Annotated in this window: 6 protein-coding genes; all 6 read right to left on the bottom strand. The window is 31.6% G+C overall.

Annotated elements, in window-relative coordinates; all coding sequences use genetic code 11:
* Positions 1 to 53 precede the first annotated feature (53 nt).
* The 6 genes from NL275_RS01870 to NL275_RS01845 all read right to left on the bottom strand — a co-directional run bounded on the left by NL275_RS01870 (position 54) and on the right by NL275_RS01845 (position 15,381).
* A complete protein-coding gene (locus NL275_RS01870) occupies positions 54 to 1,157 on the bottom strand; it encodes a Tc toxin subunit A-related protein (protein ID WP_253299828.1) in 1,104 nt (367 codons plus the stop codon).
* Positions 1,154 to 2,437, bottom strand: a complete 1,284-nt coding sequence (locus tag NL275_RS01865; protein ID WP_253299827.1) for a hypothetical protein — start codon at positions 2,435 to 2,437, stop codon at positions 1,154 to 1,156. Before NL275_RS01865 ends, NL275_RS01870 begins: the two co-directional genes overlap by 4 nt.
* Positions 2,418 to 7,565 carry a neuraminidase-like domain-containing protein gene (locus NL275_RS01860; protein WP_253299826.1) on the bottom strand — a complete coding sequence of 1,716 codons (5,148 nt, stop codon included), beginning with the start codon at positions 7,563 to 7,565 and terminating at the stop codon, positions 2,418 to 2,420. Before NL275_RS01860 ends, NL275_RS01865 begins: the two co-directional genes overlap by 20 nt.
* A 1-nt stretch (position 7,566) precedes the next feature.
* The gene (locus tag NL275_RS01855) at positions 7,567 to 7,929 is read right to left on the bottom strand and encodes a hypothetical protein (protein ID WP_253299825.1); all 363 of its coding nucleotides are present in this window, start codon (positions 7,927 to 7,929) and stop codon (positions 7,567 to 7,569) included.
* A 131-nt stretch (positions 7,930 to 8,060) separates the two neighbouring features.
* Positions 8,061 to 14,123 carry a toxin TcdB middle/N-terminal domain-containing protein gene (locus NL275_RS01850; RefSeq protein WP_253299824.1) on the bottom strand — a complete coding sequence of 2,021 codons (6,063 nt, stop codon included), beginning with the start codon at positions 14,121 to 14,123 and terminating at the stop codon, positions 8,061 to 8,063.
* Entirely contained in the window at positions 14,083 to 15,381 is a 1,299-nt protein-coding gene (locus NL275_RS01845; RefSeq protein ID WP_253299823.1) for a SpvB/TcaC N-terminal domain-containing protein, read from the bottom strand. The genes NL275_RS01850 and NL275_RS01845 overlap by 41 nt, the downstream gene beginning before the upstream one ends.
* Positions 15,382 to 15,639 lie beyond the last annotated feature (258 nt).

Raw genomic sequence — 15,639 nt, 5'->3', positions numbered from 1 at the left:
CTGTATAATCCAAATTAATTATAACATCAGAAATAGTACTAATATCAAATCTGTTATTTGCTTGAGGAAGATTCAATTTCCCAGGTAGAAACTACACCTGTACCTTCAAATGGTAAATAGCGCTCATCACCAAAACTAAGTTCAAATAGCCCACTATCCTGATCAGCTTTTGAGATAGCAATTTCTTGATTTGGTTTCCAGTTGAATCTTAAAAGATCATTTTCTGGTTGTTCTTCTTCCCTTGGGTTCACTAAGTATTTTATAGCATTTATTGCACCTTCACTTTTCAAAACCACATGATTACTTGTTTGTTGTAAACTCGCATGAATGTTTTCATAAGGACCTACTACTGCTGGAATAGTAATCTTTATATCTTTAATTTTACGAGCATAATGACCAGGAAAATCAAGATCAAATAGTTTTTCCGTTAAAAAGAATTTACATCTTCCCTGAGTTTTAAGCTCATACAATGCTATAGGCTCTAGAGATTTTAATGAAATTACTTTAGTAATCTCCAATCTTCTTTCATTATTGTCATGGTACTCTTTATCAAGTTGTTCAAGATCAAATTTTAACTTTTGTCCTGAAAGTAATCCTTCTTTTAAGCTATTCCAATATCCTGGATGAATAAATATTTTATCGTTGTCAAATTCATATTGATAAGTCATTTCAGCTTGCTTAGCAATTTCCAATGCAAGTCTGTAAACTCTAATATATAAATTTTTAAGCTCTCCTTTCATCCAACTATACAGCTCTTGATTAGTGAATTTACTTCTGAAGAATTGCTCTTTTTCTCTTATTTGTTTTATGGATTCTTTATGAGCTTTAAGATCTTGTAAAGCATTTGCTTGATTAATTTTATTTGCTTCTATTTGATAGCTAATTTGTTCAACATCATGAGTTGCCATGATTTTTTGTAAATCCCAATCTTGAGCTCGTCTTTCATAGCTTGCTGAAATACTTAGATCTTGAGATATATCCTTTGTTACACTAGCAGCTATTTCAAGTCCACGTGCTATTGTATCTGCAGCGCTACCAGGCTGAAATCCCCCATTAGAAAAGCCAAATATTGTAGGTATAAAATGAGCTACAGCTCCCACTTGTCTAGCGATTCCTGCTGCAGTTAATACTGTAGTTGATGTTCCAGATAGAGTCATAGAAGAAATTTCAAGAGCTGACCACCCTTGTCAATTAATTTTTCGTAGTGAGATTTTCGACTTTTTGCACTGTTTAAACTTGTATTAAGAGCTTTAGCATCTTCTTTTAATGCCTCTATAGATTTCTCCTTAATGGTTGTCATTAAATTTGCCATTATTCCTTCTTGCTTGTTATAAAGCAAAGTAAGAGCTTCGGCATCCTTCTTCTCTAAAACACTGAGTAATTCTGAACCAATTTGAGTAACAGTATCAGCAATTGACTTAGCATAAGTAATCATGTACTTAAAACGATAATGAGGTACTTGAGCTATTTTTGGCAATCTTATAGTACTTCCTCCAGCAGTGGAACTTACTAACTGCTTTGGATCTATAGGTGGCTGAAATAAAGAAAGTTCTAAACGCTTGCCTTTGATATCTAAACAATGTCTTATTTTATAAAGACGATCTTCAATTCTATTCCATAGATTAATGAATTCTTTATTTTCTGGAATGCAAAAATATTCACAATATTCAATGATACTGGTTGTAGCAGGAATAGAACTTGTACCACTTGGAATGGTTGTTTCTGCTTTGCATAGTGCTTTAATGTTACTATTTGATATTTGACACACGTTCTGAGATTCAGATTTATGCTTTACTTTCTTTTTAGGTTTTTCTCCAAGAAGATCCCAAGCTCTGATATAAAGCATGGTTGCTTGATTAATTCCTTCCCATGAATTTTGTGAAAAGAGCATATCACCCCAATCAATTAAATTATCCACATATGATATTATCATATACTTTTCATAAGAAATTGCCTTCTTATCAGCCTCTTTATATGGATCAAGTGAATCAACTAAATTTCCACTATCACATTTTTCCTTACTATAATCTTTTGTTGTACATTTATTTTTAAAAGGAATAAATTGCCATGAATCACAACCTTTTTTAGTAGGGTTAAAGATATATTGATACCACTTACGTGCCTCAGCAAACTTTTGCTCTTGGTTGAAAAGATATGCTATCAGTGTTGGTATATGAAAGAATATTTCCCATAAATATACTCCGTAAAAATCATAAAATTTCTTAACCTCAAGTTTACTATCAGATATCAAAATTACTGGCACAGTTGAATAAGTTGAACTATACGATTTGTACACTAAGTCAATAATGTCTTTATCTTTTATTCCCTTTACTGAATTACTTTTTTCTTTTTGATCAAATAAACTCTGTACTAGATTAATTTCTTGTTCTTTTCTTTTCTTTAATTGACTACATTCATCATCTTCTGTGCTTTTCACATTCTTCAAATCTGATTTCTGTCTTGTTTTTGATTTCTGTTTCCAACTTTGTTATTTCTGTTTCAAGTTTATCTACATTGCTACCTCCTTGTAATTCATTTGCTTTTATTTCTAGATCTCTTATACCTTCCTTACTAGATGTTCTCATAAAATCATCTGTAAAATTTTTCCATTTTTTTTCTATATCTTGCAATTTCTTTAATACTTCGTCTTTGGAAGAAAATATGTAAATATCATCTTCAACAAATTTTTTTGATTTTGTTAATCTGTCTTGCAGATTATCGCATATTTCCTTTGTTTTAACTTTTTCTATCTTTACTTTCTCCACATCATCTTTTATTTTTTCTTCCTTTTGTAGGTCATCTAACTCAGATGCTATAGCAAGTATTACCTTTTGCAGATCATTTTCTTTCTGTTTCTTTTGTTCTTGTGTTTTACTAGATATACTTTCTAGCGTCTTTTTTAATCCCTCTTTTTCTTTTTTTTCCTTTTCTAGTTTTGCTATATCATCCTCTAGCATTTTCATAGCATTGTCTTTCATTTTTATTCTTTCTGTACCCGCTTGCTTTTTATTTTCATTTTCTTTTTTACATTCTTCTTCTTTATTCTTGTAAAATTCATTAATACTGTCTATTGCTCGTCTGCGATCATCATTATTGCTATTGCTTAAATAGAATTTTCCCACTTCTTTTGAGGTAAAATCTTTTTCAAGGCTAAATTCACTATTCTCAAATCCAGCTTCTCTAGATTTAATTAACACTTTATCGCTATCGCAGTTTACTATTAATTCCCCTTTAAATTCTTTACTAACATTTTTTAATGATTGCACTATGTTATTTATATATTCATCTAATTCTTTAATGCTCTTTTTATGTTCATCTATTAGACTTTGCCATCCTTCTTTTTCTGCAGAGTTTGAAGTTTCTTCTTTCTTGTTTTCATGATGTTTTATATGGTTTTCGTAGTAATCTTTTTCTGAAAGATAACACCTTATTTTACGCTCAAATTTTTCATCTATTTTAATATCATTTAAGATTCTTTGTTGAGGTGACCAACCATTGTCGAGCTTTTTAAAGATATAATATACATTAAGGTAGGAATCATTTATTGATACGCCCTGAACATCTTTTACTTTCTCAGATCTTTGCAGCCAAAAAATAAATACTTTGTTATATTGACAAACTACCCTTGCTTTTTTAACTGGTATTTGGGTTTCTATTTTTTCCCAAGGACTCCATTTTTGTGGTTCTGTATCTTTATCACTCTTCAAATCACCAACACGATAGTAGTACATATAAGGCTCTACTTGCGTTCTTCCTAAGATATATAACTTACTTTCCTCGCTCGCAAAATGAGTATCAACTATATTTAAATTAACAAGCTGTGCAAAGTCCTCAAAATACTGAATATATGCATTAGCTGCTTCTTCATCGGTAAGATTTCCTTGCATTAAAGTATTCTGTAGTGCTTTATATTCTGCTGTTGCAGATTTACGCAGCGTAGGATTTAAGTAATTTTCTGGATATAGTGCGATCTTTTTAGTTGCTTCCCATTCTCTATAATTATCTAGCAGATCCCACATTTCTTCTGTGAATTCAGGATTAACTGTTACTCCTTCTTCTAGACCTAGTATACAGCGATGTATATAGAGTTGAAGGCTATTTAGTCCTGCTTTCAGTGGAGAAATTTTTGCGCAATCGCTCATTTCAACATCAATTAAAAGGAATGCATACAGACCTCGCATGTTTTTGTTTTTTATCTCAGAATATTTATGTAGCATGTAGTTTGCTAAAATATCACGCTTACAATTCTCTAGTCGTTCTTTTACTCCTTCTACGTAACTTAGTGATTCCTTTAGGTTTTTCTCAGTACCGAGATATTTATTCCAACCAGTAGATGCTGATAAATTATGCAGGTCTTTTAGTTCCAGCAAAATATTACCAGCAATTCCTGATTTCTCCTCCATGTCCATAAAACATTTGATTTTTGTTAAAGAATCTATAGGATTATTTTCTTTTTCAAAGCATTGTTTAAATGTCTCAATCTTTTTTATATCATCTAGTACTTTCTTATTCCAATTAGTAAGCTGTGCTATTTTTTCTGTTACTTTATTTTCTTCATAACTATCACTTAACCAATCTGTATATTGTGATAAAGTAAGTTCATTGCCTGAAAAAATATTTTGCAGTGTTTTATAATTTGTAAGCATTTTTATCTGCTTTTCTGTCCATGTTCCCTCTAGATTATAAATATTCACATAATTTGTAATATTTTTTATATCTTCTGCATTCAGATTAAGCGTGTTAAATACATCTGTGTTATTTAAAAGTTCTTCAACTGTTGCATCGTATGTTATTGATGATTTTATTGAGTATTCTTTCTCGATATTATTAATATATACTCTATCGCTTTCTATCTCTATTTCATTACGCTCATCAGGCTTATAAATATCTATGGCTTTCCAAGCTTTATTATCATAAATGTCTATTTTTCCACAATGTTTTATACTATTTATTGTACGATTTGAAGACGATTCACTGCTCTTTTTACCTTCACGTTTCACCCAGCTTTTGGTTATAGAATCATAAATGTATACTTGACTTATCTTTTTATTATCTTTTTTTTCTGTAAAGAATATTGCCTTTGTACCAACTATAGCTACTGACACATTGTCATACGATTTACCATTTGTAGTACTTGTCCAGCTATTACTAATACTGTTATAAATATCTACTTGCTTAGAGTATTCCTTGTTACCTATATTTCCACCAAAGAAAATAACTTGCTTATTCACTACAGCTACTGACGCATTCTCACGTCCTTCACTTGCAATATGCTCTGTCCATTTTTCAGTCTTAGCATCGTAGATATCTATTTTATTAGATACCTTTTCATCTTCTTTACCACCAAAGAAAATTGTCTGTGTACCAATTACTGCAACCGCCATGTTCTTTCTTGGCTTATCCATTTTTACCTTTACAGAATCTTTTTTCTCCTCTTCAATAAATACCGCTTTATTCCCTAGTATAGCTACGTCTACATTCTTATTTGAGTCTTTTAGTCTCAATAACTGTAAATTTATTCCATGTTTTTTTGTAAATTGATGAGTTGCAGATAACACATCAGCGCTGACATTAAAATACTTATGTATTTCGTTATGTAGCTCATCCCTTCTTTCTCTTATTTCATTTATTCTTTCTCTTATCTCATTTATTATTGTTTTATATTCTTCCAAAAGAGTAGAATCGAATTCTAATTTATTCAATTTTTCTTTGCTGTTCAGTTTTTTACTTTCTTTGCTTTCTAACTCTTCAAGTATGCCTTTTACTTTCGTTCCAAGCTCAGAATCTTTCATTAATGCATCTAATATATCTTTACTTTTCAGTACTTCAAGTTTGCCTTTTACTTTTGCTCCAAACTCAGAATCTCTCGTTAGTACATTCAACTTTTCTGTACTTTTTAGTTTTTTGATTTCTGGTTTTTCTAGTGCTTTTCTTATTTTCTCTTTCTCTTGAAAGGCAAGGTCTTCATGATTCAATAATAAATCTAGCTTTTTTTCACTTTCTAAATCTTCACTCTTTTTTAATTCTTCTTCTATTTTGCTTATTTTTTCTACATGATCGTGAATGAGTGCTGAAGCATTTACTGATCTACTTAATTGCTCAATAGTAAGAGAATTTTTATTTAACCAATCATTTAATTCAACAATATTTTCTATATTGCTTGCACTTACTTCATTAATATTTAGATGCAGTAAAATTTGTATCATCTCTGATATTGATATGTTCATTAATCTTGCAAGCAGAATTTGTTTATGTACTTTTAAGATTGGTAATGTTCCTTTTTCACTTGAAACTTGATCATTATAGTTAATTAAGGAAGTTAGTTCGTTATCACTAATATTCCAAATTTTTTGTAGTACGGTATCATTGCGTTTAAACTCATTTTTCGATAGCTTATCAAATAACAATGCAAGTCTTTTAGTCAACTGAGTAAAGTTATGTAAAAATCTTTGTTCTTTAGTATTAATTTTCTCTATTTTCTTACTACTACGAGTAAATTGACCATTATTATAATTACTAAGTAAGCGCTCTACTTGTTCACGCTTCATTTCGTTCTGTGTAATAAACTCACCAATGCTTTGTTCCTTAAAAGGTTCTGAAGGTTCATCTATGCCATATTCTTGCTTGAGTTGTGAATCCTTTATTCCTTGCAAAAAGAACAAAGATTCTGCTGCACTATTCGCATCTTCTTTACTCTTACTTTCTTTCATTGATATAGAAGCATTCGAATATAACTTGCACACTTCAATTAAAGGCTTATTTAATTTCTTCTGTAAATTTTTTATTTTACTTATCTCCTTTAAAGATTCTGCATTGATTTCTTTTTGCTCAATAGCAATTAATGCATCACTTAGCTCATCAAATGACCAGTTAAGTTTATTTGCAAGACGAATAAATCGATGTAAAAAACCTAATGCTTGATTATCAAGGTTCTTAATATTTTCTAAACCAGCATATATTTTCTTAGGAGGATTTTTAAGTTTATTGTAACAATCAACTAATCTATTTAATTTATCAGAATCTATATTAGTTTGAGCAATGAACTTTTCAACTTTTTGTAATTCATTTGCATTTGCTCCATATACTTCTTGTACGTTAGGATCAGTTGCATCAATAATGACTTTGTACTCCTCTGGTGAAAGACTCAAAGATTCTGCTACATTATCAGCTTTCGGCTCCAGCACCTTATATAGATCGGCTAAACTTATACCCTGCTTCTCAAGATAAGCACGTATGCTAATTAAAGGAAAATTTGCTGGTAGATTAAATGGATACTTAGCTGTGGCTAATTTTTCTAGAGCATTGCCACCTAGATTCTTCTCCATTATTTCATTAGCTATCTCTAAATACAATTTAGTCTTATTAGTACTTTCACAATCTAGCGAAAGCTTAAATAAATCAGGACGACGTTTTTTAAGTTCAGCTTTAGGAATATACTTCTCAATTGTCTCCATCAGCTTAACAAAATAAGCTGCTGGACTTAGAACTGACTGGCAATGGTCACATTCATTATAACCGTCTTTAGTATTAAATGTAGTTTCAACTATGTTGTTATCTGTTGTCATATTATTCTCCTGATTGTAAATTGTGTATAATTGCATCGCACTCTGCTGCAGTATCGTGATCGATATTACAAGCACGTTGTGCGCGATAATGTGGTTCGGTCATTTCTCTAGCGTTTTCTATATAACGAGAGACAAACTCGCGTCTGGCAATAGCTTTTTGATAAATATCTTTTGCCTCTTGCTGTGAAATTTGCTTCTTAACCTTTTTAATAAAAACATCCTCACATAAATTTGTGATTTTAAATGCTGAGTCATATATTGGCTCATCACTTTCATTTTTAAAGCTGATTAATTTATTAGCTAGTTCCCTCTCTATTCCCATTTTCTCTAGGCGTAGTTGAGATTCATTTATTTTGTTATTCATGACTTCTCCTTTGTTTGTTATAGATTTTTTAATGTTGCTTATTTGAAAAAGTAATTTATCTTTTATCTGTCCTTTATTTTTTAATTGTTAAGCTAGTTCTTTCCATTTTATCCAAATCAAAGTAGAAATAGTTATGTGTTCTGTTGATTGAAATAAGCAATTCTATCACTTAAACCTCTACTACTTATTGCATCATTGAATTGAGGATTAATTCTTTGCTCCATTTCCAAGTTTTGTTCTACATCACGTTGATCATGCTGTCCTAACTGAAGTATTGCTTGAGCTTGATAGTCAAGACGATAGTTTATAAATTCTGTCTGTTGATCTAGACTCATTTCATTAAAAAATCCAGTGCATCGGTAATGAGCATATCCACCACTAAGAGCATCTATTACTCTTGTACGCATTATATTAAGATTATTCGCATCAAAAACACCCCCACCAATACTTCTAATCATATTATCAGATATTATTGATTGGGGTGCTTCTGTAAATAGATTTGCATATTCAGTAAATATATTACGAGCAGCAGTAAGGTGTTCATTTAAATAACCCTCAGAAGAGAAATCTATGTTTCTAATATTTTGATTAAATATTTCGTTAGACCTGTAGAAAACATCTACAACATATCCAAAACCACCGCTTCTAGTTTCATTCATAATACGCTCGATAGTTTGTGTGTGTGCAAGTCTTCTAGCAAGATCAGAGTTTCTCAATACATTAGCATCTCCAGCAACAGTATGAGCTGCATGCATACTGTTCCCAAGCCCTGATGTATGATCTTGAAAACCTGCATGTTGAAAATTAACATTGACATTGTTTCGTTGAGCAATTGCTAACGCTACAAATGGATCACGGAACCGTGATATCATATGATGTTGCATATTTCTAACACAATCCTCTTCATTTTGGGACAAGTTAGCAAGATTATTAAGTCCTGGTATATTACCAATTGTATAAATACCATTATTGCGCATCTGAAAAGTACTTGCAACGTCATCGTTTATCATTTGTCGTGCTTTTCCCCCAACATCAACACTATTAACCGGATTCCCCCCAACAAACTGAAAAAGATTGAGACCATCAATAGTCCCCGCAGGATCAGGATTTATCCATCTTGCCAGCCATGGTGCGTAATAACGTGCTCCGTAGTAGTAAAGACCTGTACTGTCATCTCTCTCTTTTCCTGAATATCTATATTCTTTTTCGCTTACTTCACGAGCTGTTTTTCCTGCTATTAACGCTGTTCCACCAAATGGTAAATATTCTTCGTAGGTTATTATTTCAGCTTTATCATTTAATTCTAATGCTACTGAGTCTAAGTGATTGCCAAGTTGATAACGGTCTTGATCTCCTCGAGTTTCATCAGGAGTTCCTTTAGTCCAGTACTTATTCAGCGCTACTTTACTTTTATCATCTGCTATATGAATACTATATTTTTCCTTTTTTAAATTGTTATCTTGGTAAGTTCTAGTAACTTCAATATCCCCAAAGTAGATTTTTTCTACTCTAGTGTAATTTGATTCACTATTTTGATAGGTCTCAGTAACTTTACGTATACGCTGTCCACCACTATCGTATACATAATATTCACTATCATTTTTTCCACTTGGGCGCGTTATAATGTTTACATACGCTGTGTTATCTCGGTAATTCCAATTCAAATTCTTTGAGCTATGGAGTTTAAGTAAATTACCTCTTTCATCATAACTCTTGTCTATATCACTCTCATTAATAGGTCTATTATCTACTATTGCTAAACTTCGATTCGACTTATTCGATATATAAAACTCTTTGGTTGAGCTATTTTCTCCTACATGTCTAATTTTTGTTATGTTACTGCCATAATCAAAATCATAATATTCTGTATAATTACTGATCGCATTTTGATTATTTAAATGCGGTATTGGAATAATGTAATCATCCTTATCGCTAACGCCTCTTTTTCCACTGAGTGCTGGATGTTCCTTTCCCGTTGCTTGTATTAGCCGATAAAGCGAATCGTAATGATAATTTGATGTAGTATCTATACTTTTGCTATTGGGAAAAATCTCTTGATATGAATCATCTTTCATTCTTGTGATGTTTCCCACTGGATCGTAAGTATAATTTATACTTTGTAATTTCTTTTGCCCTTTGGTACTTTCTAGTTTGGTAAGCCGAAAAGTTTTAGAATCATAGCTATAGTTGGTAATCACTCCATTTCCATAGCTAATAGATATACGCTGACCTTTAGAATTATAGCTAATATCTGAAACATAGGTTTTTATCTTTTCTCCTTGCTTCTTAAGCTTAATTTCCTTTACTCTCCCTGCTATATCATAAATTGGTATGTGAGTGTTGTTTTGTACATCAGTTTTTTCCGTTACTTCTCCTAAGGCATTATATTTTATACTTGAGTTAAATACTTCTCGCTCAAGATCTGAGTGAGCTGTAACGATACTTTCAATATTTTGCCAATTTGCTTCTTGTTTATAGTTTTTTCTTAAGTAATAACTGCTCTTTAATGTTTGACCTTTAAAATCATTTTCTTCAACTTTTGTCAGTCCTGCTTGGTCATAATGAGCAATAAGCGTTCCATAGCGATTGCTTGCTTTATCTGCAATATTCTCAGAGTAAAAGAATCTTTCGACGATATTATTATTTAAACTTAGTTTTTCATACGTAACTTTTACCTTTATCGGCCTTTGTAGTTTATCGTATTCTGTATGCGTACATGATCCTTTACTGTCCCAGTTATATACTGCACTCCCAGCAACATTCGCTAAACTCCAATTGTCTCCAGCATCAATACTTATACTCTTTAGCAGTCCTGCCATAGAGTAAATATGTATAAAATTCTTTATTCTTTCATTTTCTCTCTTACTCTTATTATCCTCATAAAACCTTGAATCTACACTTTCTCGTTCATTTCCTTGAATATCAAGTTTTACGTGAGATTTTAGTTCTATATTATTTTGTCCATCTTTACTTAAAATCTCTATTTGTAGAAACTTTCTCCCTAAACTATCCAGATGCTCTATTGTCGGTGTATTATAATGTTTTACTGCTTTGTCCAATGCATCTTTTTCATTCTTTAAAGCTATTTTTTCTTGTTCATTCGCCTTACTCCACTTCATGCTAAATTCTTCGTAATACTTTGAATCTTTTACTCTATCATTGAGATCAAAGTTTTTTGTACTCCATGAATCAAATTCTATTTTGCTGAAAAAACCTTTTGCTGTATCGATACGAATGTTTCTCAGTAAAGGGTCATAATAAAGAGTTTCAGATACTCCTTGATTACGTACAGCCTCTTCGAAGTCATAATATGGTTTGTTACCATAAAAAGGTTCATACTTTTTTACCTCCTTTCCCTTATTGTTATATACAACTCTCCCTGATGTCAGCCACTCTTCAGTTTCAGCATTACTTAGCATTTTAGTTTCAAGATTTCTGCCAAAACCATCTATGTGCGTTACTACTCTTCTTATTCTTGTGGGTATATCATTCGAAACGTAAGTTTCTCTTTGTAAATTGATAATATGAACAGGTTGACCATTATTTCTCCATGCTTCCAGATCATAATAAAAGAAGCTAGTTGCATTTTGTAGATAATATTCTGGACTATTTGCTTGATTCGTTATTCCTAAAATATCTTCAAAACTTGGACTTTTTCTGATTTTATACTCAGATAATGGTTTATCACCTTTTGTTTCACCTTTTTCACTTCCGTACATTGAAGTAGCAATTACTACTCCAAGTGGATTTAGTATTACTTCTGATACATTATCGTTATTATCTATTAACTTTACTGGTGTTAAACGTTGATAATCATACTCTGCTCTCGTTTCATAATTTGACTTTGCTGTTGCTTTAACTATAGTTTTAATCGGTAATAATGCATATTGATCGTATACAACTGCAGTTTCACTACCAAAAACATCTATTACTTTTTTAGGTAAATAATATTTATTAGCTCCATAATAATATTGAGTAGGACTTGCTACCCACCAGGAAAAAGTTGATTTTTTGTAGCCAAGATCCTCGAGCATCTGGTCAGATGTTATTTTGCCAGCAAATACTTCTTTTATCTGACTATCAGAAAACGCCATAGCTTCAGTATGATGTAACAGTGCTTGCTGAGTTACTGAACCAAGTGCTAAAATTGCATTTTGTTCTTTGTTCCAATAGTAATTGTGATTTTCACTTAGCAGTCTTGCTTGTGGAATTGTATCCCTTAAACTCTCTTCAAACTTGATGGTATTTGTTAGTGACTTTGCTACATGAGCTCTTAAATCACCAACATTGGTATATTCATCATTTTCAATCTTTAAACCACCTATCTCAAAAGCTTGTGACTTGTATAAAGTTCCAAGTAAATAAAATTCTTGCGTGTTATTGATGTAAAAATTGTTCTCTAAAGTAATATGTAATTTTTGCTGCTCGAAATAATTATTCACTTGATTACGGCGAGGATAAGTAATGCTTGCTGATTTTATAACATTACCATATTCATCAACCTCTAAAACAACATCATGTTGTATTCGTGGATCACAACAATGTCTTTCATAATGATAATTGATCGTTTCTTGTACATTGACAAAAAATATTCCGTATTTAAATTCTTTATGATTATTACTACTGCTAGATCTTAGCAGTTTTACTGCAGCACTGGATTCAGTAACTGAGTATGGATGCTCATAAAGATTGGGATTTTCATTCTTATCTAAACCATATACTTCTTGTCTGAGCATTTGCCCTTGAATTGCTCTATAGGCTTGTCTTTTATCCTCTATAGTTGTTATATTTTCATCAAGTACATTTGGTACTACTTTTAAAGCCTTTTTATCTTCTTGATAAAATTCTTTTCGGTAACTTTCAACTAAATCTACTGCTTTTTTATAAGCTCCTGTGTGATACCAAGTTTTAGTGTAAATTGGTGCTACATAATGTTCTTTTTCATCAACATTTTCAAAGTCTTCTGTATCCCAGGTTTCTACAAAGCCAAAACCGCGAAATTCTTTTTCTATGTAATCATAAAAACCATGATGATATCGATATTTATTGATAAGCTTACTTCCTACTATATTGTCTATGGTTTCTATTTTTTCAATTACCTGTACCGGAAACGGCAAACTTGTTACCCATGGGCGATTCTCTTTTCTATCTTGTAAATAAAACTTAGTTGATGCTGCATAATGAAGGCGAGTAATGTTGCCCATGTTATTATCTATTTGCTTCAACAGGTGTGGTTTTACTCCGTTATAGAAGTCATAGTACAAATGTTGTAATTTTAAGTTTTGATTTAAATAACTAATAAGCAAACAACTGGTGCCGTTGCCAAGGATATCAGCAAACTCAATACGGCTAATATGGTTATAATCAACAGGTAACTTCAAAGTTACTGGTTTACTGAAAGAGTTGCCGCTGTTGTTATAATATATATCTAAGCTATTGTGGTTAGCGTAAACTAAATCAGTAGTACCAGATCCATCTATATCAGCAAAATATAAACGTTTAGCATTAAACCCATTCCTAAAGTATGGAGCATTTTTAAATGTAACTTTCTCACCAAATTTACCATAACCAAGATTTGGCCAACACTCTATTTTACCATCTTCAATCTTTACTAAATGACTTTTACCGTCACCAAACATGTCAGCAAAACGTATTAATGTACTTTCTGAATTGGCACGTTTGTTTGGTAAATCCTTTGGTGCTTTACTATATATAGCTTTTTTATAACCCTTTTTTCCTTGCGATGGATATACTCTGACGCTTTCTCCTTCAAACACTACTATATCTGTTCTTCCATCTCCAGTAACATCTATCATTTCTTGAAATTCGCTACTTAAATTGATTACTTGAGATTCCAGAGGCTTAAATTCACTCCATTTACTTTTACCATCAAAATCATGGTAACCCTGAAAACCGTTTTCATTCACATAAAGTTGTAACTCACCATTACCTTCTAAACTTAATAGCGAATAACTTGGCTTACGCAAAAATAATGGAAATCTTTCCAGTAAATTCGCTTTTGCAAATTCTCCATTACCGTTTGGTCTAAAATAAAGGATTGTATTGCCGTCATTATATAATATTCCTTCAATCCCTTCTTGATATAAATCAACTGATTGAAATCTTTGATCATTTAAATATCCAGTAAAATTTTCAATTTTTACAGATTTTAAAAGAATTTTTATTGCTTGCATTGTGCAAATCCAAAAAGTTTTCTTTTTCTTTAATTATAAGACTGTTTTCACTGTCTTTGATTTTCCAATTTGTATTTTCTTGGATAATTTCTGAACCTTGTTCTGAAAATACAAAATCTTGCTCTCTAAGAATTTGTAGAAGCTGTTTAGATGGTTTACTTCCATTCCTTAATGTAACTGCTGAAACTGTGGAATTATAAGTTGGATCATCACTGGTATGAGAAAAAACTAACATCGGTGTAGTTTTTGTAAATCTTTTTTCTCCTCTCTCGTAATAGCCAACTTGTTTTACAGCTCTTAAGTAGCTAATTGTTGGTTTTTCATCGTAATCAAAGTAAGTGCCATTTACTAGGACAGGTTCTGTATCAAAACAGTGATAGATTCTTATAGCTCGACAGAGTAACTCAGTTCTTAACCCAAATCCTGTTATATGTGAAGTAAATGGATCTTGACGAAGAATAGCTTCCCTTTGCTCACTGTATTTTTTATCAATTGGATGAGTAAAATTGTTTGTACCGTAATCAAACAAAACCTCAAAGTGATTATAGTTTAACTCTTTATTATAACCATAAGTAATACGATCTATTACTTTTCCGCCACCTTGTTTATTTATATCTTTTCCACTAGAACGGTAATGATAAAATATTCCATTTCCATGTACATCGCTTAATTCTTCAAGTAACCATTCTGCTATATGCTTGTCATTATTTGCATCATAAATTTGAGCTTGTTTGTTTTTACCATAAATAGCTATACTTCCATCATTACTTGTAACTCGCCAATAAGTTGTAAAATTACTTTTATTCGTTAATCTTTCTATTTTAGCAAATAAACCCTCAACACGTGGTTGATAAAAAGTAATGTCATATTCACTGGTGCTTAATTGTTGAATAGGTACTAAGTCATCTGCTCCTGCTAGAGTAAATACATCTTGATCATTGTAAAGAGGAACTTTTTTAGAAGTTTTCCTCATGATACTTGCTATTGAAACATTAAATCCTATACCGAAGACTCCATTACCACCACCAGAACTATAATTGACACTTAAAGAAGGTGAAAAATTACGACATGCTGGTAAAGGAATAGCAACGGAAAAAGTTCCTGTACCTGTAAACGAGTTAGGTTGAAATGCTTCGCTGATTCCTTTTATCGCTCCACCACCTTTTGGTAGTTCAAGCTTTTGTGCACTAATAGAAGATGTAGTGGATTTTTGCGAACTATTGTTAGATGAAGTATCCTTAGATTGAGTATATTCCATATTATTATAAATGCTGTTTTAAGTGAAAACGCTTTTATTGCGTGTAATAGACCCTCTACAAAATTTAGAGGTTTTTTATCGTATTTTTAAAAGATTTCCTTTTTAGAGTGTTTTGCAGAAGCAAAATCGTACATGAAAATTTGATGTTTTTCTAAGATCTAATTTTGTGTATATTATATATATACAAGATTAACAAAAAAAACGTCCAAATTATTCTGTAAAATTTCATTGAAGAAATGTGACTTCTTCACTACTAGA

It is taken from the genome of Wolbachia endosymbiont of Chironomus riparius (genome assembly GCF_918315375.1).
The sequence above is the reverse complement of the archived record's forward strand: the minus strand, read 5'-3'. Positions and strand labels throughout refer to the sequence as shown.